Source organism: Litorisediminivivens sp. KMU-197, from assembly GCF_056858395.1.
The window spans coordinates 40178-61183 of record NZ_JBXEQG010000007.1 but is presented as its reverse complement, the minus strand read 5'-3'; the positions used below and the strand labels follow the sequence as shown (position 1 = coordinate 61183).

Annotated in this window: 21 protein-coding genes, 1 tRNA gene and 2 pseudogenes; 11 read left to right on the top strand and 13 right to left on the bottom strand. The window is 63.8% G+C overall.

The features are described 5' to 3' along the window. Positions 1–419 precede the first annotated feature (419 nt). From AC04PT_RS15010 to AC04PT_RS15000, 3 genes and pseudogenes are all read right to left on the bottom strand, one after another. Positions 420–598 (bottom strand): annotated as a pseudogene (locus tag AC04PT_RS15010) (IS21 family transposase); the annotation flags it as partial. A 163-nt stretch (positions 599–761) separates the two neighbouring features. Next, complete coding sequence (locus AC04PT_RS15005; protein ID WP_482874532.1) at positions 762–1514, bottom strand: alpha/beta fold hydrolase; 753 nt, start codon at positions 1512–1514, stop codon at positions 762–764. A gap of 177 nt (positions 1515–1691) precedes the next feature. Next, positions 1692–2699 (bottom strand): phosphatase domain-containing protein, encoded by a 1008-nt coding sequence (locus tag AC04PT_RS15000; RefSeq protein ID WP_482874531.1) that lies wholly within the window; start codon positions 2697–2699, stop codon positions 1692–1694. Between the two features lie 456 nt (positions 2700–3155). Between AC04PT_RS15000 and AC04PT_RS14995 the strand changes: the two genes are divergently transcribed. Beyond that, entirely contained in the window at positions 3156–4091 is a 936-nt protein-coding gene (locus AC04PT_RS14995) for a hypothetical protein (protein ID WP_482874530.1), read from the top strand. Positions 4092–4312: 221 nt separating this feature from the next. On the opposite strand, the gene AC04PT_RS14990 is transcribed toward AC04PT_RS14995, so the two are convergent. The 7 genes and pseudogenes from AC04PT_RS14990 to AC04PT_RS14960 all read right to left on the bottom strand — a co-directional run bounded on the left by AC04PT_RS14990 (position 4313) and on the right by AC04PT_RS14960 (position 9426). Beyond that, the gene (locus tag AC04PT_RS14990) at positions 4313–4927 is read right to left on the bottom strand and encodes a terminase small subunit (protein ID WP_482874529.1); all 615 of its coding nucleotides are present in this window, start codon (positions 4925–4927) and stop codon (positions 4313–4315) included. 77 nt (positions 4928–5004) lie between these two features. Next, on the bottom strand, positions 5005–5580 hold the full coding sequence (locus AC04PT_RS14985; protein WP_482874528.1) for a hypothetical protein: 576 nt from the start codon (positions 5578–5580) through the stop codon (positions 5005–5007). A 91-nt stretch (positions 5581–5671) separates the two neighbouring features. Next, entirely contained in the window at positions 5672–6520 is an 849-nt protein-coding gene (locus AC04PT_RS14980; protein WP_482874527.1) for a hypothetical protein, read from the bottom strand. A 10-nt stretch (positions 6521–6530) separates the two neighbouring features. Next, positions 6531–6773: a helix-turn-helix transcriptional regulator gene (locus AC04PT_RS14975; RefSeq protein WP_482874526.1), complete on the bottom strand. Its 243-nt coding sequence runs from the start codon at positions 6771–6773 to the stop codon at positions 6531–6533. 98 nt (positions 6774–6871) lie between these two features. Continuing rightward, on the bottom strand, positions 6872–7756 hold the full coding sequence (locus AC04PT_RS14970) for a hypothetical protein (protein WP_482874525.1): 885 nt from the start codon (positions 7754–7756) through the stop codon (positions 6872–6874). Then, positions 7749–8939 (bottom strand): annotated as a pseudogene (locus AC04PT_RS14965) (tyrosine-type recombinase/integrase). Before AC04PT_RS14965 ends, AC04PT_RS14970 begins: the two are co-directional and overlap by 8 nt. A gap of 412 nt (positions 8940–9351) precedes the next feature. Then, a tRNA-Thr gene (locus AC04PT_RS14960) sits at positions 9352–9426 on the bottom strand. 106 nt (positions 9427–9532) lie between these two features. On the opposite strand from AC04PT_RS14960, the gene AC04PT_RS14955 reads away from it, so the two are divergent. From AC04PT_RS14955 to AC04PT_RS14910, 10 genes are all read left to right on the top strand, one after another. Beyond that, positions 9533–9688 (top strand): hypothetical protein, encoded by a 156-nt coding sequence (locus tag AC04PT_RS14955; RefSeq protein ID WP_482874524.1) that lies wholly within the window; start codon positions 9533–9535, stop codon positions 9686–9688. Between the two features lie 6 nt (positions 9689–9694). After that, positions 9695–10960, top strand: coding sequence for a UDP-N-acetylglucosamine 1-carboxyvinyltransferase (gene murA, locus AC04PT_RS14950; RefSeq protein WP_482874523.1), 1266 nt, complete (start codon positions 9695–9697; stop codon positions 10958–10960). Beyond that, positions 10957–11439 carry a DUF2948 family protein gene (locus AC04PT_RS14945; RefSeq protein WP_482874522.1) on the top strand — a complete coding sequence of 161 codons (483 nt, stop codon included), beginning with the start codon at positions 10957–10959 and terminating at the stop codon, positions 11437–11439. The genes murA and AC04PT_RS14945 overlap by 4 nt, the downstream gene beginning before the upstream one ends. Positions 11440–11579: 140 nt before the next feature. Then, positions 11580–12677 (top strand): THUMP domain-containing class I SAM-dependent RNA methyltransferase, encoded by a 1098-nt coding sequence (locus AC04PT_RS14940; RefSeq protein ID WP_482874521.1) that lies wholly within the window; start codon positions 11580–11582, stop codon positions 12675–12677. Between the two features lie 89 nt (positions 12678–12766). Then, entirely contained in the window at positions 12767–13657 is an 891-nt protein-coding gene (gene ltnD / locus AC04PT_RS14935) for an L-threonate dehydrogenase (RefSeq protein ID WP_482874520.1), read from the top strand. Next, on the top strand, positions 13657–14913 hold the full coding sequence (gene otnK, locus AC04PT_RS14930) for a 3-oxo-tetronate kinase (protein ID WP_482874519.1): 1257 nt from the start codon (positions 13657–13659) through the stop codon (positions 14911–14913). The genes ltnD and otnK overlap by 1 nt, the downstream gene beginning before the upstream one ends. Further along, a complete protein-coding gene (gene otnC / locus AC04PT_RS14925) occupies positions 14910–15554 on the top strand; it encodes a 3-oxo-tetronate 4-phosphate decarboxylase (protein WP_482874518.1) in 645 nt (214 codons plus the stop codon). Before otnK ends, otnC begins: the two co-directional genes overlap by 4 nt. Continuing rightward, positions 15554–16327 (top strand): hydroxypyruvate isomerase family protein, encoded by a 774-nt coding sequence (locus AC04PT_RS14920; RefSeq protein WP_482874517.1) that lies wholly within the window; start codon positions 15554–15556, stop codon positions 16325–16327. The genes otnC and AC04PT_RS14920 overlap by 1 nt, the downstream gene beginning before the upstream one ends. Next, a complete protein-coding gene (locus AC04PT_RS14915; protein ID WP_482874516.1) occupies positions 16324–17262 on the top strand; it encodes a 2-hydroxyacid dehydrogenase in 939 nt (312 codons plus the stop codon). Before AC04PT_RS14920 ends, AC04PT_RS14915 begins: the two co-directional genes overlap by 4 nt. 73 nt (positions 17263–17335) lie before the next feature. Beyond that, on the top strand, positions 17336–17938 hold the full coding sequence (locus AC04PT_RS14910; protein ID WP_482874515.1) for an REP-associated tyrosine transposase: 603 nt from the start codon (positions 17336–17338) through the stop codon (positions 17936–17938). Here the strand turns inward: AC04PT_RS14910 and denD are convergent. The 3 genes from denD to AC04PT_RS14895 form a co-directional block, all read right to left on the bottom strand. After that, entirely contained in the window at positions 17908–18873 is a 966-nt protein-coding gene (gene denD / locus AC04PT_RS14905) for a D-erythronate dehydrogenase (protein ID WP_482874514.1), read from the bottom strand. The two genes, AC04PT_RS14910 and denD, sit on opposite strands and share 31 nt — an antisense overlap. Next, entirely contained in the window at positions 18870–19793 is a 924-nt protein-coding gene (locus tag AC04PT_RS14900) for a sugar kinase (protein WP_482874513.1), read from the bottom strand. Before AC04PT_RS14900 ends, denD begins: the two co-directional genes overlap by 4 nt. A gap of 61 nt (positions 19794–19854) precedes the next feature. Further along, on the bottom strand, positions 19855–21006 hold the full coding sequence (locus AC04PT_RS14895) for a fumarylacetoacetate hydrolase family protein (RefSeq protein WP_482874512.1): 1152 nt from the start codon (positions 21004–21006) through the stop codon (positions 19855–19857).

Genomic DNA, 21006 nt, shown 5'->3' with positions numbered 1-21006 from the left:
AGCGCCTGTGGCGAAGTACGGAGCAACACACGAGGACTTCGCCATATTGCAGAAACGCCTCCATCAGCCGCCGGGTGAGCGCCTATTGCGGGCCACTGTCGGGCCGGACGGCTTAGAAGCCCAGAACCGGGAGCTCAAGCTCGCTTCATGAGTACAGCTGACCGTGATGCAAACGCGGGAGAATCCTAGTTTTCAGGCTTTCGAGTGTCAGCCCTTCTCAAGCCGGGACTGCAACCTGGCGACTGCAGCAATATTCGCCTCATGGCGAGCTTTCAGGTCGCACCCCGAGCAACCGCGAAATTTCCCCGGAGCAACTTTTAGCAAAAGGGTGTTCGCCACGCTTTTGCAGTTCAGCGAAAGACCGGTTTGGCGAAGCCGCACCGCGGCATCCGCGTTGGCGATCAATGTCTCCTCTGGGCCGATACTGGCAAGCTGGCGAAGGACACAAAGGTGCGGACGTGACCGTGCATAGGCCTCCGCCATCGCTGCCGGGGAGGCCCGGATATAGCAGGCGTCGCTGTGCGGCAGATTCAGCTCAAAACTGCGCCTTCTGTTCGACCCCACCGATTGCCACGACAGCTTCGCCAAAGTCGCCGCGGCGCCTACGCTCCAACGGCATTTGGGGCCAGAGCGATGGTTTCAAACAACCTCATAAAACGGCCTGCACAGTCTGACCCCCGGCGGCAGTGACGTCCGCAACTTCATCGATTGCATGGTCGCGTCGATGGGTAGTCTTTTCAGAAGGTAGGCACGGCCAATAATCATCTCAAAAACTCATCGACGGCCGATGTGTAGAGTTCGGGCCATTCTATGTGTGGAACATGTCCGCACCTTTCAATTTTATGCAAGGCGCACTGCGGCATATTCGAGATTAGAATCTTTGAGTGGGCAAACGGTGCGAACACATCCTGGCTTCCCCAAACGGCTAGTGTCGGTGTAGAAATGTGCGGCAGTTTCGCTATAAGAGCCTCTCGCGGTTCCGGAAGGTATCCGGAAGGTCCGACAATGCTGTGTAGCTGCCTTAGGAAAGCGTTGCGAGATGTCTCATCGGTGACAAGAGACACACGTCGAGCGACGAATTCCATCAAACGGGCACTTCCCCCGCTGCGGATTGCGTTCTGCATAATCCGCAGGCCAGCGCCCCCGGGCCGTGTCGCAACTTGCCTCATTATGTCAAGAACAGGCGCGTCTAGGTCAAGGATCGTATCCCGTCCAACTCCTGCCGGCGCGGTCAGGATCAGGCGGTGAACGCGCTGCGGCTCAGCATGAGATATGTCAAGCGCGATCCGACCACCGAGGCTCCATCCGTTCAAACTGACGCGATCCAATCCAAGTGAATCCAATGTCGAGACAACATGGTCGCGCATAACCTCAAGTGAATAAGAGGAGTTCACAGGCTTGTCGCTCCGACCGCAGCCGAGCAAGTCGATAGCGATGACGCGACGGGTCTTGGCGAGGGGCGCCAACGTTCCCGCCCAATCCTCGATTGTTCCGCCAAGCCCGTGGAGTAGCACAAGGGGGATATCGCCATCCCCCTTATGCCAATATCGGGTCCGAAACCCATTGGCGTCTACGTAAAGGTCTTGAAAACGAGCCACACAGCGCCTCAAAATTCTCCGTTACCAACCGGCGTCGCCGGCTCGGCAGTCGGCATTGTACCGCTGGGCACACATGAACTGCAGCTGCAGCCGCTACCGTGCAGTCGAATGATACGTCGAAGAAACAATTCTTTCTGCAAAACCATCAAAGGAGACCGCGTGGAACAGCGATGTGCCGGTATTTTCGATTGCTTCCATCGCTACTTTACTTTCAGCATCAGGCCCCGGCCCTGGCTCTCGCAGGACGACCGCGATGATACGTCCGGGATGGCGATCAATCGCGTCCCGATAGACGAAGGCATCATGCTGCCCGGTGTCGCCCACAAGAACCGCCGGCAGGTCTGGGTGTGCAGCCAGAATGGCGTCGATGCTCGAGCCTTTGTGATCTCCATGACTTCCGGTAATGAACTGTTTTTCGCTGAGACCAAGATCCCGCAGAAACATGGGGCCTCTGACAAGACCTGAACGCTCAAACACGCTGACCAGAAAGATGTAAAGGTTCCATGGGCTGGAACTGACGTAGTACACCGGATTCAGACCGCGCCTCGAGACCGCGTTCATAAAGGCTACCGCGTCGGGAAAAACCTTACGGGTATTGATGTTGCCGGTCAGCGATGTCCAAAGGTTTCTCGCCAGCGAATAAGCGCCGGTCTGCAGCATGGTGTCGTCGATATCCGATATCACGGTGAATTCAGCATCGTGATCAGCGATCAGCACAGGACAAATCGTTTCGATATCAGCCCCGAAGATCGACAAGGGGATGTCTGCCCATCCCGAATGCGATCCGCGCGGCAAAAGCAATTTGAAGTACCCCTCCTCGTCCGATTCCGCGACGACGCCTTTCGCTTCAACTTTCACGTTGGCAACTTCATCGGTCATAAAGAGCGCGACCATCTGCTTGAAATTTGTCCAGCGCGATTGCGTGGGCTTCGGTTTGGTGCGTCGAAGCCCCGTCAGCACACGCCCACGGAGAATAAGATGCTCGGGCGTTGCGTACCCTATATACGGTTCAATGATCCTGCGCTTGTCCCGTTGACCGACAATTCGATCCACCAGCTTTTCAAGGCGCCAAAGGATCCTGTGAACGAGTTGTTTGACCATACCATCAGCCCCATAGTGTTTTGGTTGTGGTGTTGCGGGGCATTACTGGCAAGGTCTCCGGGCTTCCACGCAATAGATTTGGTCAAGACGCCTGCGGCCTGCAGGCAACGGCCGCAGAGCCTCGCGTTGTTGAGTTCGTCTTTTGCTCATACCGTGCAACCGTAGCGAATGGCCAGTCCGGTGAGCTGCGCCGCGGCAACGTAACGTGCGTCGAATGCCTTCTGTGGGCCGGTCGTGACGTCAAGGACGGCGCATGACCCCTTGAGCCCTAAGTAGACCTTCGGCGCTCGGATTTAAACGACTCGCACCTGTGGCGACTGCACCAGGCTCAGCGCCGCAATCTGGTATCGTTAGAAGCGAACAACGTTCGTATCCAAGTTCGGTCCCATTGGGGTCGATATGCCGACCTATTCTCCAGCTACCGAATGTCAAACAACCAGCCGGATTAGAGCTCGCATGACAATATTCAACAGGTTTCGAAAGCAACAAAGATCCAATAAAATGCGCTACTGGGCTGAAGTCGAGAGCCTGATCCATGACTGCCGCGCCGTCGCTCACCCACCGAACCGGGCGAAACCGATCCCGCGCACGGGCAGCCGGCTTGCTTTTCCCTGGCTCTCCAATGCGGACTGGCTGCGGCTGGGCATCCACTACGGGATCGAGGACATACTCCTCGACTCCAAAACGACGCTTGAAAACGCGAACGATGATACGAGACATCGCCTGGTGATCAGTTGTCTTCCCTACGCCGTCGACGACGCGCAGTTCGGGGCCGCCTGCGAGGCATTGCCCCTTCGCTCGTCGACATGGCGGAAAGCGCGTGAACAGTGGGCCGCGGCGCTGGCCGCCGGACCTTCGCCGGTGGAGCCCGGCGCGAGCCTCTCGGACGTCCTGTCGGAGCGCCATCAGGGCTCCGATCTTCGCACGGGCTGGGACTCTGGCGTGGCGTCCATCACATCCCGCGCACCGTGGAAAGCGGGTCATTTCTGGGCGTTCCTTCCGTATGTTGTCCAGAGACGCCGGAATGTTTTCCAGCGCGATCAACCGGAATGGAGCGACGCGCCGGACTTCGGCGACCTGGATCCTTCGGAGGTCTATGCGCTCTCTCTGTTGCACATGGCGCTGACCGACTGGCGAGCGGTCTCCGAGACGATGGCGGACCTGTGCAGCGCAACACGTGGCATGGATCCATCTTTGGGCGAGGTATTGGCCGAAAAGCTATATGCCTTTCAAAAACGTGCGGAAGAATTGATCCTGTACCCGAACATTCCCGAAACATTGCCGCACGGCCGGAACCGCAGTGAACCGACAAGTTTGATGTCCGCTTGGGACAGCGCTTCGGTCCTTCTTGAAGTTGGAATGCGGTACTGGCGCAAGAACCTGAGTGCTTGAATCTCGCCCTGTTTCTCGGACTCCACCGCGATTGGCCGAACTCGAGCCATCCTTTCATGTCCAGTGTGCCGGTTCGGCGATTTTAGACCAGTAGAGTGGGACGATCGGCCCATTGGAACGACCGAATTTTTGGCATACGAGACGGCAGACGCACATAATCCGCAAGCGCGAGCCTGATCAAGCGTCTGGATCAAGCCCGACATCTCCAATCTTTTCCCGACTTAGCGGACGTCGCCGTCGCCAATGTCGAACTCGCCCGGACGCATATTGGACGCGCCTTGGATAACCGCGCGGGTGGTGCTTAATAGGTGCGACGGGGCATCCACCTGCACTTTGTCAGCCAGCATTCCCAAATGCCGCATCAGGAGCTCAAGGCGCTTGATCCGGTCGCCGATCTTCAGCTTGCGCCGGCTTTCGATCACGGCCCCTGCCTCGTCGAGCCTCTCAATACTGTCGAGGTCGGTCACGAGACCTTGCTGCCAGACCGGCGGCCAATCGTGCACTGGCAGGAGTGCGCCGTGCTCGTCATAGAGCTCAGACAGGCGCGCTGTGAGTTCGTCATGCAGTCTTCTGAGCACGAAATCCTGATCGAGCTCGATGCGCTCCAGACGGGCCTCCAAGCGATGCTCAACGGACTGTCGGATGTTAAGTTTTGCCAAGAGCGCGGATGCCTGGTTTCGAGCTGTCTTGGCGCTGTATCCTGCGCGGATGGCGGCCTGCGTCGCATTGAAGTCGATCAGATACTGGTCGACGAACGCAGCCTGTCGAGCGTTGAGCACGAACGGTAAGGCCCATTCAGGAATTCCGGGTTGAGACTTGGCTGTGCTGCTCGGCATGCGGGGCTTTCTACTTTCTAATTGCTTCCATGAAGCGGCTTGCTTCGACGAGTCCGCAGATATTTCGCAAGTGGTGTCTAGCCATTGTCACTTTTGCGCGCGGACCGCATCTCCTTGGCCATCGCATCTCGGGATTGACGAATGAGTTCATTCTCCTGCCGAGCCTTATTCAGCGCCGCCACTTCCGGGCTGTCCGGAGCTGCGGTCTCGAACCAATGGCGTTGGTGCTCGGTGTCGGCGTCCCGCTCTTCCTGATTGCAGCCGGCCGTGCTGTTCATCCTTTTTGGATCAAAGCGAGTTCCCTTAAGGATTTGCTCAACCTGATCCCGCGTTGCGCGTTTCCTATCGGCATCAGTGTCGTCGAATTGCGCTGCTTCGCTGTAAACGGCGCGGAGCATAACCCGACGCGTTGACACGAGCTGGTCACAGACCGTCTTGAGCTCATCCCAAGTGGGCCAGAATTGCCAGGTCCTTACGAGGAGTGCGTCGTAAGCCACGTCAGCCGGGTATTCAGCCAGCCGTCGTAGATAGGCCTCGAAGGCTATTTCCGAAGAAATATCGTCAGAGCTCCGGCGAATTACGATTTCTGACAGCTCGGCCAGCCACGCTTCAATGTCAATTTGAGAGGCGGGCTCCATAGCCTCCTGCAGCATTTGAGCGACTTCTGGAAGCCGAGCCCGGTTGCCATACAGTTCACAGCCTGTTGGAAGGTCAACGCTGACTCCTCCGGGTTTGAAGCACGTTCTATACTTGACGTTGAGACCGACGCCGAGCTGCAATGCTTGCGAACGAAGAGCCTTGTCTCTTTCCTTGGGCGGCGTACCCGCGAGCTTGCGGCTGATGTCGGTTGTCATAGTTGCCTTCCATAAGCTTCGTGAAGTTTTCGGGTTTGATCAGCCAGTCAAGGCTGAAGCCGTTCCAGGCGTTTGCTGTCCGCCCAAGGCAGAAATCGCTATTGAGCGCTTTTCCGATTGCTGCCCGCCACCCATCGTGCCCGCCGGCGTCCTGCAGGCGTGCCCCGATTTTCTTGGTACGGGCCGGTGTGAGCTTCTGGACCTTCGGCCACCCGGCCTGATCGGCGGCAGAATTGTAGTTGCCAACGGCCTGCGAAATGTCGCTGTCAACCGAAAGGCTGCCGGTGGAAGACGCACAAGTATGCTTCTTCCCTTCTTTCTTATGTATTTCTTCTTTCTTATCGTTTGCGTCGCAGGTGTGTCGCTGCTGCGTCGCACCCGCGTCTGACAAGGCGCTGCCAAGCTGATAAACGTCGTAGTTGCGGATGGTTATGACCGTCACGCCTGCGTCGGTTTGGGTTGCGACCATTTTCTGCTTTTTGAGCCGTTCGAGGTAACGCCGGACGCGGCTGTCCGTCCATTTCCAGGCCGCCGCAGCGAACCTCAGCGACATAGCGAGCTGGCCCCGTTCCAGTGAAACGATCGCGGCACCCACGCGCTTCTGACGTGCCTTCCAGCTTGCCTCGCTCAGCATCCACAGCCACGCTTCACGCTCCGAGAATTTTTCGTCCTTGAATGCCGGGTGCTGCCAAACGGCGCGCGAAACCATGAAGGTCCCGCCGCTCTTGAAGGGGGGCATTGTGGGCCGGCTATTCACTATCGGCACGCTTGCCGACCGCGCACTCGATGACCGCCAGCACCTCGGAGAGTTTCCAGCGCGACATCCCCCCGATCTTCAAGGGGCGGGGAAGCGTCCCGTCGGCAACACGGCGCCACCAGGTGGCCTTCGAGCAGCCGAGTAGCCGGGCGCCCTCGGCGTCGCGAATGAGCGGATCATATGCGAGCAGTTCAGGGCGCTGGGTCGTATCGATTTTTTTTGAGAGCTTTGTCATTGATCAGCCTCGATGCTGCATTGCGCTTGGTGCAATGGGTTGCGTCTGGCTGATGGTGTAAGGCTGTGGCTTTCCTGGGCACGAACGTGCGCGGAAAACTATTTTTGGGTCGACTTTTGGGTCGAGAGAAAGTTCTGGATCGTCTTTTTCGCAGGCGGGTCGAATTCTGCCCCGGCAGCCGCCAACTTGCGCAACTCTTTCTCGATGATACCAGCCTCTTCAGAGGCGCTTCGATTCTTGCCCGGCAGCTCTGCCCGCATCCGCAGGGCTTCTCGTTGCCATGTCACCATTTTAATCTTTCGCTCTTCGTTTCTGTTATTGCGCCCGTCGTTATGATGCGCAAAACGGTCAATACTCTTGATCCTGTCGGCCGCATGCTTTTCGAAGTCCTTACCCCAAGCCTGCTGAATACGGCGCCCGGCTTCGACCGCGGAAAACGCGACCTCGGCCACTAACTCCTGGAGCCACGCTCCATCTTTGTCAGTTTCCAGCTGCGCCAACATTGCGCGCTCGATAAATTCGACCTGCTTTAACAGATTGAGTGCTTCCTTGGCGTGCTGCTGACGCGATAACTCTTCTGAACCGGTGGTTGCCTCAGGCTTCTCGACAGCGTCCTGCAAGAAAGCGATGAGCATATCCTTGTGCTCGGTCCAGGCTTCACCGGCCGTCGCTATTTGGCCATTGGCCGCGGCTTCCAGTTCACCAAGTTCCAGGATGTCAGCTGCGCCCTTCAGGGCCTCGCGCCCCGCCCAATCAGACCGGCTGTCTGCTCGCGTCAAATGGCGCTCCATCTTCTCAATTCCGTTTACGACCGTGGTCTTCGGAACCAGATTGCGTAGTGCGATGAGAAGAAACCGCAGAGGTTCCTTGTCGTCAGGGCGCTCCAGGAAGCTTTCGCGCCACCAGTTATCCACGGCGTCCCAGTCCCTTGCTTGGACAAGGGGCTCCCAGTTGAACTGCCGTGCGGCATCGCCCTCACCCATCGCCAGATTTCGCCATTGGGCCGTCATGGCAGACGAATTGTGCCCAACGTTCAATCAGTTCGCGACGCTGGTCCAGAAAATCGGTCCGCCGATAGGCGCGCTCTACCGCCCCGCCAACCACGTGACCGAGCGCGGTCTCGGCGATCTCGCGCGGCGTATCCGTTCTCTCTGCACACCAGTCCCGGAAGCTGGAGCGAAAGCCGTGCGGTCGTGCCTCCATGCCCCGCCGTTCCATCAGGCGGGCCATGGTGGCGTCGCTAATGACGCCCTTGCGGACACTCGGATACAGGTAGCCGTCGCGCGCGAACGGCCTTGCCTGTTCGATGATCGCCATTGCTTCCTCAGACAGTGGAACAGCCAGGTCCGGTGTGCGGTCACGCCGGCCCTTTTGCATCTCGCCCGGAACTTTCCAGACATCGCCCTCGATCTGATCGAGCCGCAGGAAACGAAGAGGTTTCGATCGAACTGCCGTCAGGATCAGCAAACGCAGAGCGAGGTGAGTGATCGTCCCATCGGACAGGCTGGCGTAGAAGGCAGGAACCTCGACCCAAGGCAATGCCGGCACGTGCTGGACCTTGTGCTTCTGGCGCCCGAGCAAAGCCTTTGCCTTTTCGGTGGCCTGCAGGTCGACATCGAGGCCGAGCGCGGCTGCATGCTTGAGGCAAATACCGAGACGGTTCATCGCCTTGCGCGCGGTATCGGCCTTGGTGTGCCAGATCGGACGCAGGGTGTCGCGGATGTCCTGCTGGTCAATTTGCGAGACCGGCACGCCCCCCAGCTTTGGCAGGACATGCAGCTCGAGCGGCGAGAGCCATCGCCCGGCCTTGCCGTCGTCCTTGAGGTCGGCCTTGCGGCTCTCGAAAGCGTCCTGAGCGATGTCCCGCAAGAGGTACATGTTCCGAGCGGCAACCCGCGCCAGACGCTGTCGTTCCTTCACCGGGTCAATGCCCTAGCGAGCAAGCGCCCGCCATTTCTCGGCCTCTTGTCGGGCTTCCTTCAACGAGACATGCTGCATTGATCCCAGCCCCATCTCACGCCGGCGTCCGTGAACCGTCACGCGCAGAAACCACTGCGCCCCGCCGTCAGAGCGCTTGTTGAGCCAGAGGCCGCCGCCATCTGCATATTTTCCAGGCGGCGCCGTCCGAACTCTTACTGCGGAGAGCCTGTGCAATGCGCGTGTCATTCCATCCACCTATCAGTCCACCCACAGCATGCAGCATGGGGTGAGATGGATTGAAACAAGCCGAGGCAGGATGTTCTATGTAAATAACGGTCTTGGGCGCCTCCTGTCCCATGCTGAGACTATTTGAAGTCACAAGAGATGGGTATTCCTTGCTGTGTGGGGGCACCATTTCAGATGAAAGCTTCGGATTCGTTCGGTCGCGGGACTCCTTGAGGAGGGCGCCGCAGGCATCGGGGTGTCCGCAGTCTGTCGATCGGTGAACGGATGGGGCGAAACCCCTATCTGGCGGGGCAGCAACGTAATGGACTTTTGAGCGATGGCGCACGGTCGGACCTGCGATACCCGATTCCCTAACACACGCCGGGGGACGTAGGAGGCTAGGCGCAGCCGGGTATGTCTGACGTGGGTTTGATGGTGCTGCTGGAGAGAATTGAACTCTCGACCTCTCCCTTACCAAGGGAGTGCTCTACCTCTGAGCTACAGCAGCGCCGGTGCCGGACGGTCCGTCGCGGCGTGGCGGGTGATTAGACGCAAAAGCGTGGCAGTGCAAGCGCAATCTGGACCCTTTTTCGCACTTGCGATACCACGGAGCCATGACCCGTGATAGCGACACCAAATCCTCCGGCAAGGGTGCCGGAACCGAAACCCGCGAGGCGCGGTTGAAAAAGGCGTTGAAGGCCAATCTGGCACGGCGCAAGGCGCAGGCGAAGGCGCGGACAACCGACGGCAAGACCGAGAAAAAGGACTGACGAGGCATGGATTCGATCATCGTGACGGGCAATGGCCCGCTGAGCGGGCAGATCCCGATTGCGGGCGCGAAGAATGCCTGTCTGACGCTGATGCCGGCCACTCTGCTGAGTGAAGAGCCGCTGACGCTGACCAACGCGCCGCGGCTCAGCGACATAAAGACGATGAGCGAACTGCTGGGCTCGCTGGGGGCCGAGGTGTCGTCGATGCAGGACGGCAAGGTGATTGCACTGTCGAGCCATGATCTGACCTCGCACACCGCCGACTACGAGATCGTGCGCAAAATGCGGGCATCGAACCTGGTTCTGGGGCCGATGCTGGCGCGGATGGGGCAGGCAATCGTTTCGCTGCCCGGCGGCTGTGCCATCGGGGCGCGGCCGATGGACCTGCACATCTCGGCGCTCGAGGCGCTGGGCGCGGAGATCGATTTGAGGGACGGCTACCTGCACGCCAAGGCCACTGGCGGGCTGAAGGGGGCCGTGCACGAGCTGCGGTTCGCGTCTGTCGGCGCGACCGAGAACTTCGTGATGGCGGCGACCCTGGCCAAGGGCACCTCGGTGCTGAAGACCGCCGCGCGCGAGCCCGAGATCGTCGACCTAGTGCGCTGCCTGCGCGCGATGGGCGCGCAGATCGAGGGCGAGGGCACCTCGGAGATCACCATTCAGGGTGTCGACCGGCTGCACGGCGCGACGCATCCGGTGGTGACCGACCGGATCGAACTGGGCACCTACATGATCGCGCCGGCGATTGCCGGGGGCGAGGTCGAATGCTTGGGCGGCAAGCTGGAACTGGTGACGGCCTTCGCCGAAAAGCTGGACGAGGCCGGTGTTTCGGTCGAAGAGACCGCGACCGGGCTCAAGGTGGCGCGGAAGAACGGGCGCATCCGGGCAGTGGATGTGCGGACCGAGGTGTTCCCCGGCTTTCCCACGGATTTGCAGGCGCAGATGATGGCGCTGATGTGCACCGCCGAGGGCGATTGCACGCTGGATGAGACGATTTTCGAGAACCGCTTCATGCACGCGCCCGAGCTGACGCGCATGGGCGCGAATATCGAGGTGCACGGCGGTCAGGCCAGGGTGCGCGGGGTCGAACGGCTGAAGGGAGCGCCGGTGATGGCGACGGATCTGCGGGCCTCGGTGTCGCTGATCCTCGCCGGTCTGGCGGCAGAGGGCGAGACGCGGGTGAGCCGGGTCTATCACCTCGACCGCGGGTACGAGCATGTCGTCGGCAAGCTGCGCGGCGTCGGTGCGCAGATCGAGCGGGTCCAGGAATGAGCCAGCGCGACGCGACCTTTGAAGAGGGGCGGGAAGCGCCCCTGTATCTGGCAGCCTGGGACGGCGAGGATCTGCAGGTGCTGTCGGCGCTGGCGCAGGACGCGGTGTTTCCGATCACCGAAATGCGGTGGCAAGCGAAGGCGCGCCGGTTCGCGCTGTTGGTGAACCGGTTCCGCTGGGAGGATCTGACGGCGGCCGAGCGCCGCGCGCGCAAGCCGGAGCGGGTGCAATCGGTGCTGGTGGTCGAGAACGTGGAGCGCGTGGCGAGCCAGGGCATCGACCGGTCGGACCGCGACGTGATCCTGTCACTGCTGGCGGTCACCTTCACGCCGGGTGAGGACGGCACCGGCGAGGTGCTGCTGACGCTGGCCGGCGACGGCGCGATCCGGTTGCAGGTCGAGGCGCTGGAGGTGACGCTGAAGGATGTGACGCGGCCCTATGGTGCGGTCTCGGGCAAGGCGCCTTCGCACCCCTTGTGACGGAGGCCGATCTGTCGACAGATCGGTGCTGATCCGTTGACGGATCAGGCTGCACTGCGGGCGTGGGCGATGGCCTGTTGAGGCGTTACCGGATCGGACCTGATCCATTGATGGGTCCGGGCGGGCGCAAAGGGGGCGGGATGGACTTCGAGTTCGAGATATTTCTGGTCTGCGCACCCGGTCTGGAGCCGGTCCTGCGCGACGAGGTGCGCGACGCCGGCTTCGCCAAGCCGCTCTGCGTCCCGGGGGGCGTCAGCTTTCGCGGCGGCTGGCCCGAGGTCTGGCGGGCCAATCTTGACCTGCGCGGCGCGGCGCGGGTGCTGGCGCGGATCGGTGAGTTCCGGGCGATGCATCTGGCGCAGCTCGACAAACGGGCGAAGAAGCTGGACTGGCGGGCGGTGCTGCGGCCGGATGTTCCCGTGAAGGTCGAGGCCAGCTGCCGGAAATCGCGGATCTACCACGACAAGGCGGCGGCGCAGCGGGTCGCGGGCGCGCTCGAGGCGGCTGGAATCACGGTGTCGGCCGAGGCTGACCTGACGGTGCGGGCGCGGATCGAGGATGACCTCTGCACCTTCAGCGTGGATACCTCGGGCGAGTTGCTGCATCGGCGCGGCCACAAGCCGGGGGTCGGCAAGGCCCCGATGCGCGAGACGCTCGCGGCGCTGTTCCTGCGGGCGGCGGGGTATGACGGTGCGATGCCGGTCGTCGATCCGATGTGCGGATCGGGCACCTTCGTGATCGAGGCGGCCGAGATGGCGATGGGCCTGCAACCGGGGCGGTCGCGCAGCTTTGTCTTCGAGCGGCTGGCGTCCTTCGACGCCGAAGCCTTTGCCGCGATGAAGCGCGACGGCGGCGAAACCGACCTGCGGTTTCACGGTTCGGACCGCAACGCCGGCGCGGTGGCGATGGCGCAGGAGAATGCGGAGCGCGCCGGGGTGGCCGGGGTCTGCAGGTTCAAGCATCACGCGGTGAGCGATCTTGAGCGGCCCGACGGTCCGGCCGGGCTGGTGATCGTGAACCCTCCGTACGGGGGGCGGATCGGCAACAAGAAGCTGCTTTACGCGCTTTACGGCGCGTTCGGGCAGGTGATGCAGGCGAAGTTCGGGGGCTGGCGCGTGGGTCTGGTGACCAGCGAGGCCGGGCTGGCAAAGGCGACGGGGCTGGGGCTTCAGGCCGGGCCGGTGGTGGACCACGGCGGTATCCGCGTGCGGCTGTATTCGGGGCGCGTACGCGGCTGACGCCGGGTGCCGCGCGCCCGTCCCGCGGCGGTTGACACGCCACCGGGATAGCGCCATCCTGATTTGGTATACCATTTTCAGGGGGACACATGGCGCAATCGGCGGTGACGGTCATCGGGCTCGGCTCGATGGGCATGGGGATGGCGCGGGTCCTTCTGGAGGCGGGCTTCGACGTGCGCGGCGTGGATGTCAGTGAGGCGCGGCTGGCGGCCTTCGAGGCGGCGGGCGGCAAGCAGGCGACGCTGGCCGAGGCGGTGGCGGAAAGCGACGTGGTGTTCTGCGTCGTCCTGAACGCGGCGCAGACCGAGGCCGTGCTGGACGACTGCCTGCCGCGGATGCGCGACGGCGCGGTCTTCGTCTCTTGTGCGACGGTTCCGCCGGCTTTTGCCCGCGAAATGGGGGACAAGGCGCGCGCTGCCGGGATGCTCTATCTGGACGCGCCGATCAGCGGTGGGGCGGTGGGGGCCGAGAGCGGGACGTTGTCGATCATGGCGTCGGGATCGGCGGAGGCGTTCGACAAGGCCGGCGCGGCGCTGGCGGAGGTGTCGAAGGTGGTTTACCGGCTGGGCGACCGGGCCGGGGCGGGCAGCGCGATGAAAGCGGTGAACCAGCTGCTGGCCGGGGTGCACCTGACGGCCATGGGCGAGGCGCTGAACTTTGCCGCAGCGCAGGGTCTCGACCTCGCGGAAGTGGTGGAGATCATCCGCAACTCGGCCGGCAATTCGTGGATGTTCGAGAACCGCGCGCCACGGGTGGTGGCGGCGGACTACGAACCACGGTCGATGGTGGATATCTGGCCGAAGGATCTGGGCATCGTCTGTGACATCGCCGCGGGCACCAAGGTGCCGCTGCCGCTGACCGAGGTGGCGCTGAGACAGTACCGCAAGGCCTCGGACGCCGGCGACGGCGCGATTGACGACGCGGCGATCACGCGGGTCTATGCGCGCGCCGCCGGGATCAAGCTGCCGGGGGACGATTGATGCTGCTGGGCTGCATCGGCGACGATTTCACCGGCTCGTCCGATCTGGGCAACACGCTGGTCAAGCAGGGGATGCGGACGGTGCAATACGTCGGCGTCCCGAAAGGCGATGCGGCGGCGGATGTCGAGGCAGGGGTGGTCGCACTGAAGTCGCGCTCGATCCCCGTGGCCGAGGCGGTGGCGCAGTCGCTGGCGGCGCTGAAGTGGTTACAGCACCAAGGCTGCCGGCAGTTCCTGTTCAAGTACTGCTCGACCTTCGATTCGACGCCCGAGGGCAACATCGGGCCGGTGGCCGAGGCATTGGCCGATGCGCTGGGCGCGCGGCAGGTGCTGGTCTGTCCGGCGTTTCCGGCGACGGGGCGGTCGGTCTATATGGGGCACCTGTTCGTGGGCGACCGGCTGCTGAGCGAGAGCGGCATGGAGAACCACCCCTTGACGCCGATGACGGACCCCGACTTGCGGCGCTGGCTGGGATTGCAGGTCCGGCGCCCGGTCGGACACGTGCCGGCGCAGGTGGTGGCGAAGGGGCCGGGGATGGTCCGGGCGCGGATGCTGGAGGAAGAGGCCAAGGGGCACCGGCTGCTGGTGGCGGATGCGATCCATGACGCCGACCTGATGACGCTGGGGCGGGCGGCCAAGGGGTTGCCGCTGCTGACCGGCGGGTCGGGGATCGCCATGGGATTACCGGCGAATTTCTCGGACGACGGGCTGCTGACGGGGACCGCCGCAGGCTGGGACGGGCAGGCGGGGCCGGCGGCGGTGCTGTCGGGGTCGTGCTCCGCCGCGACGCGGGGGCAGATCGAGGTGCACATGCAGGGCAATCCGGCGTGGGAAGTGACCGCCGAGGAGGCAATGGCGGGCGATGTCACGGCCGAGAGCCTGGCCGATTGGGTGATGGCGGAGCAGTCCGCAGGCATTCCGCTGGTCTATTCGTCGGCGACGCCGGAGACGGTGAAGGCGGCACAGGACCGGTTCGGGCGCGCGGCGGTGGCCGAGACGCTTGAAGGGCTGATGGCCGGGTTGGCACGGGCGCTGGTGGCGCGCGGCGTGACGCGGCTGATCGTGGCCGGGGGCGAGACTTCCGGTGCGGTGGTCGAGGCGCTGGCGCCGGAGAGCTTTCGCATCGGGCCCGAGATCGACCCCGGGGTGCCGGTCGTGCGGCCTTCGGAGGGGCTCGTGCTGGCGCTGAAATCGGGCAACTTCGGCGCCGAGGATTTCTTTGCCAAGGCGGCGGGCCTGATGGAGCAGGGGGCATGAGCGAGGCACGGCTCAGGGAACAGGTTTGCGCACAGGCGGCGTCCTTGTTTCAGCGCGGGCTGACGGGGGGCGCGACGGGCAATATCTCGGTCCGGTGCGACGACGGCGGGCTGCTGGTGACCCCGACGGGCAGCAGCTTTGGCCGGCTTGATCCGGCGCGGCTGTCGCGCTTCGATGCCGCCGGACGGCACGTCGGCGGCGACCGGCCGACCAAGGAGATGCCGTTGCATTCGGCGTTTTACGAAACGCGGGCAGGCGCGGGCGCGGTGGTGCATATCCATTCGACGCATTCGGTGGCGCTGTCACTCATGCCCGAGGCGGACGAAGACAATTTCCTGCCGCCGGTGACGCCTTACGCGATCATGCGGCTGGGCAAGGTCAAGCTGCTGCCGTTCTTCGTGCCCGGCGATCCGGCGATGGGCGATGCGGTGCGCGGACTGGCGGGCAAGCGCTCGGCGGTGATGCTGGCCAACCACGGGCCGGTGGTGGCGGGCAAGGACCTTGATGCGGCGGTCTACGCGATGGAAGAACTGGAAGAGACGGCGAAACTGGCCTTGCTGCTCAGGGGCGTTGACGCGAAGGTGCTGACCTCGGAACAGATCGACCGGGTGGTGACGGCCTTCGATGTGGAGTGGGACTGATGCGGTTTTCGGCCAACATAGGCTTTCTCTACGACGACCTGCCGATCCCCGAACGGATCCGGGCGGCGCGGCGCGATGGTTTCGACGCGGTGGAGTGCCACTTTCCCTACGCGTTCGACCCGGGCGAGGTGAAGGCCGCGCTGGACGAGACCGGGCTGGAGATGCTGGGGCTGAACACGCGGCCGGGCGACAGCATGGGGTTCCTTGCCATGCCGGGACAGGAGGTCGAGGCACGGGCGGCAATCGACGAGGCGGTGGCCTATGGCCGTACAATCGGCGCGGGCGCTGTGCATGTCATGGCCGGCAAGAGCGGCGGCGGCGCGGCGGCGGAGCGGGTCTATCGCGAGAACCTGCGGTACGCCTGTGACACGGCAGGTGACATGGTGGTGCTGATCGAGCCGATCAACCTGCGCGATGCGCCGGGCTATCACCTGTCGCAGGTCGAACACGGGGCCGAGATCATCGACGGGCTGGAGGCCGGGAACCTGCGGCTGATGTTCGATTGCTATCACGTGCAGATCATGCAGGGCGACCTGCTGACCCGGCTGGAGGCGCACCTGCCGGTGATCGGCCACGTACAGATCGCGGCGGTGCCCGACCGGGGCGAGCCGGACGCGGGCGAGGTGCATTATCCCAACGTGTTGCGGGCTTTGGCCGGGTTTGGCTGGAACCGTCCGGTGGGCGCGGAATACCGGCCGCGGGGCGGCAGGGTGGAAGATGGAATTGGATGGCTGACGGAGATCCGCCAAGCCGTCGGAAAGGACGAAACATGAGCAAGGTACTGGCCGTCGGGGCCTATTCGGAAAGCGAGCTGCGCGACCATCAGGCGCAGCTGGATTGCCGGTACGTGACCGGCCCGGAGGGCATCGCGGGCCTGCCCGAAAGCGAGCGGGAGGAGATCGAGGCGGTGGCCTACAAGGGGCATCATGCCTTCGGTGCCGCGCAGATGGACATGTTGCCGAACCTCGGCGTCGTGGCGAACTACGGCGTCGGCTATGACGCCATCGACGTGGCGGCGGCGGACGCGCGCGGTGTGAAGGTGACCAACACGCCGGATGTGCTGAACGACGACGTTGCCGATCTGGCGGTGGCGATGTGGCTGATGCAGGGGCGCGAAATGGAGCAGGCCGGGCGCTGGACAAGGGAAGGCAAGTGGGCGTCGGAGGGGCCGTACCCCCTGAACCGCAAGCTGAGCGGAGGCAAGGTGGGCATCATGGGTCTTGGCCGGATCGGGCGCGAGATCGCGAACCGGCTGGCGGCGTTTAAATGCGAGGTGCATTATCACGCCCGGTCCGAGAAGGAGACGCCCGGCTGGACCTATCATGCCGATCCGGTGGCGCTGGCGGAGGCTGTGGATTTCCTGTTCGTGGCGCTGGTCGGCGGCAAGGCGACCGAAGGCTACGTGTCGAAAGCGGTGATCGGGGCGCTGGGACGCGACGGGGTGATCGTGAACATCTCGCGCGGGTCGGTGGTGGACGAGTCCGCCCTGCTGGACGCGCTGGAAAGCGGCCGGTTGGCCGGGGCGGGGCTGGACGTGTTTGCCAGCGAACCGGACTTCGACCAGCGGTTCCTCGCGCTGGACAACGTGGTGCTTCAGCCGCACCAGGGGTCCGGCACCCATGCGACGCGGGCCGCGATGGCGCAGTTGCAGCGCGACAACATCAAGGCACATCTGGCGGGCGAGGCGTTGAAGACCCCGGTGAACTGAGATGAGTGGGGACCACCCATCCTACCCGACCGCGTTTGCCGGTCGTTAACCGCGACTCGGTCAGTCTTCGGGCATGACCTCTTACCGGCGGCTGCGGATACGCGGCGGGACCTACTTCTTTTCGGTGATGCTGGCGCGGCCCGGGGCGACGGACCTGCTGGATCATGTGGATGACCTGCGGGCTGCCTATGCGGCGACGTTTCTGGAGCGGCCGTTCCAGACGGATGCCATCGTCGTGCTGCCCGACCACTTGCACGCGGTCTGGACCCTGCCGGAGGGCGACGACGATTTCTCGACCCGCTGGCGGCTGATCAAGGCGCGCTTCACCCGGCGGGTGGGCGTGCGGCGGTGCGGACCGCCGTCGGTGGCGGCCAAGCGCGAGCGCGGGCTGTGGCAGCGGCGGTTCTGGGAGCATGCTATCCGCGACGAGGCAGATTACCTGCGGCATGTGCGGTACTGCTGGTTCAACCCCGTCATGCATGGGCTGAAGGACAAACCGGAGGAGTGGCGCTGGTCCTCGGTGCACCGCGAGATCGCGCGGGGGAGGAGGATCCCGGAAGTCTCGCCGCTGGCTTTTGTCGGCAAGTTCGGCGAACGGCGTAGGATGGGTGCTCAGCACCCATCCTACCGCGCGCCCGGTCGGGATCAGGTCACGGGCCTGTCATCCTCGAGGTAGTAGCGGATGTTGTCTTCGAAGCTGTCGTCGGCGGTCAGGCCCAGCTTCACCGCCTTTTCGGGGCGCAGGTCGAAGCGCCAGCCGCTGACGATGCGCTGGATGTCTGGTTGTGCCTCCCAACGGATCAGTCTCGCCGGCTCGGGCCCGGCGACGGCGGTCATGGCGTCGATCAGCTGGCGCACGGTCCAGGTGCGGCCGGGCATCATCATGCAGCGGTTCTGACCGAGGTCGGCCTCGGGAATTTCGGCGCCGCGGATCAGATTGTCGATGCACTTGCGCGGGCTGAGGTAGTAATGCGGGAAATCCGCGTCCACCGGGCAGACGGCCTCCTGCCCGTTCAGCGGCTCGCGCAGGATCGAGGACATGAACGACGAGGCCGCGCGGTTGGGCTTGCCCGGCCGGACCGAGATTGTCGGCAGGCGGAAGCCACGGCCGTCGATGAAGCCCTTGCGCGAGAAATCCGTGACCAGAAGCTCGCCCATCGCCTTTTGCGCGCCATAAGAGGTCTGCGGGTTCAGGGCCGTGTGATCGAGGATCGGGTCGGGCACCTCGCCGCCATAGACGGCAATGGACGAGGTGAAGACGACTACCGGTTTCGTACCGAGCTGGCGGCAGCGTTGCAGCACGTTGAGCGCGCCGAAAAGGTTGATGTCCATGCCGTCGTCGAAGGCTTCCTCGGCATGGGCCGAGACCACGGCAGCCAGGTGATAGACGACGTCCGTGTCGCGGGTCAGCACCTGCGCGATGGAATCGGGGTCCGTGATGTCGCTGCGGGCGGTCCTGACCGGGATGTCGCCCGCCACCGGGGCCGGGTCGACGATATCGGCCAGCGTGATCTGCGTGATGTCCGTGCCGCGCAGGTGGCCGCGTTTGACCAGTGCCGTCGCCAGTTTCTGGCCGACGACCCCGCCGCCGCCGATAATCAGGATGTTCATGCGAAGTCGCCTTTCTCGAATATGTCTTGCACCAATGCGCCCCGGGCCTGGATGACCAGCGCCGCGAGGCGCATGGCGCGGTCGATGGAGGCCGTCAGCGGATGGCCGGCGGCGAGGGACGCCAGAAGGCCGGCGGCGAAGCTGTCGCCGGCGGCGGTGGTGTCCACCGGCGTGACCTTCTGCGGTTGATGCGTGGTGATACCGGTGTCCGCGGTCCAGACCGTCAACGGACCGCCGCCGTCCTTGACCGCGATCAGTTGGGCGCCGCCTTCGCGGTAGCGCGCGATGGTGGCCTCCGGGTTGGCGTCGCCGAACAGTTCGGATTCCTCGTCGAAGGACGGCAGGACGACGTCGGATACCGAGGCGCCGAGGGTCAGGCCCGCGCGCATCGCCTCCTCGCTGTCCCAGAGCCTCGGCCGGAGGTTGGTGTCAAAGGCGATTTGGGCGCCGTTCTCGCGGGCGTCGGACAGCACGCCGCAGAAGGCCCTGCGCTGATCAGGTGGCAGGATCGCCAAGGTGATGCCGGAGAAATGGATGATGTCGCGGCCTTGGGTGATCCGCGCCAGCCAGCCGGTGTCTTCGGCCAGGGCGCGGGCGGCGGACTGGCCGCGCCAGTAAGAGAAGCTGCGCTCGCCGTTTTGAAGCGAAATCAGGTAAAGGCCGACGGTGCGGTCCTTCAGCCGCCGCATCGTCGATGTGTCGATGCCGAAGCCGGCGACAAAGCTGGCCATCTCGTCCGAGATCGCGTCGTCGCCGATGCAGGTGCCATAGGCGACAGACCAGTCCCCGGGCAGCAGCTGGCGGACATACCAGGCGGTGTTGAAGGTATCGCCCGCGAAGCCGCGGCGGTACAGGTCGTCGTCTGCCGGGGCGATCTCGACCATGCATTCGCCGAGGGCGAGAAAGGATTTGTGGGTCATAGCGGAGCCTCCCGGGCGCTGGTGCAATCCGGCATGAAGGTCCATCGGATCGGTCGACCGCTCACAGCAGCCGCCGCCGCGCGAGATTGCGCATCAGGGCGGCGCTGCCGAAGGTCCATTCCGGGCAGTCGGTGGACAGCCGCACCGTGTTGACCAGCGCGCCGAGGCCGGGTTCCGAGATCGTCACCACGTCGCCCGGGTGGTGGGTAAACCCCTGGCCCGGCGCATCGCGGTCCTTGACGGGGGCGAACATGGTGCCGAGGAACAGGAAGAAGCCGTCGGGATACTGGTGATGCCGGCCGATGGTCTGTTTGACCAGCTCGGCGGGGTCGCGGCTGATTTGCGTCATCGACGAGGTGCCGTCGAGGGTGAAGCCTTCGTCGCCCTCGACCCGCAGGGTCAGTTCGGCCCGGCGGACGTTGTCGAGGCCGTAGCCCTTGTCGAACAGCCGGAGGAAGGGGCCGATGGCGCAAGAGGCGTTGTTGTCCTTGGCCTTGCCCAGAAGCAGCGCGGATCGCCCCTCGATGTCGCGCAGGTTGACGTCGTTGCCAAGGGTGGCGCCGCGGATCTGTCCGCGCGAATTGACGGCGAGGACGATCTCGGGCTCGGGGTTGTTCCAGTTCGACACCGGGTGCAGGCCGACCGCCGCGCCCCAGCCGACGGCGGCCATGGGTTGCGACTTGGTGAAAATCTCGGCGTCCGGGCCGATGCCGACTTCGAGGTATTGCGACCAGAGACCTTCGTTGAGCAGCACCTCTTTGACCTGCGTGGCCTGATCGGAACCGGGGGTGATGCCGGACAGGCTATCGCCGATCACGTCGTGAACCTTGGCGCGGATCGCCTGGGCGCGGTCGGCGTCGCCGGCGGCCTGCTCTTCGATGACGCGCTCGACCATGGAGGCGGCGAAGGTGACGCCGGAGGCCTTGATCGCCTGCAGGTCGCAGGGCGCGAGCAGGTGAAGGCTGTCGTCCGTGGCAGCTTCGGACGAGGCGGCGGCGAGTTCGGACAAGGTGCCGATGTCTTCGCCGGTCAGGCCGGTGACATGGCCGGCGGGGTCGTCCAGTTCCAGCAGGTCGCGCATGGTGGGCGCGGTGGGGCTGGTGATGTCGACCACCCTTTCGCCGCGCAGGGTGACAATGCTGGGGCCGATGTCGGGCCGCCAGACGCGACCGACAAGGCAGGCGCGCGGGTCCGGGTTGGTCTGGGGGAGCAT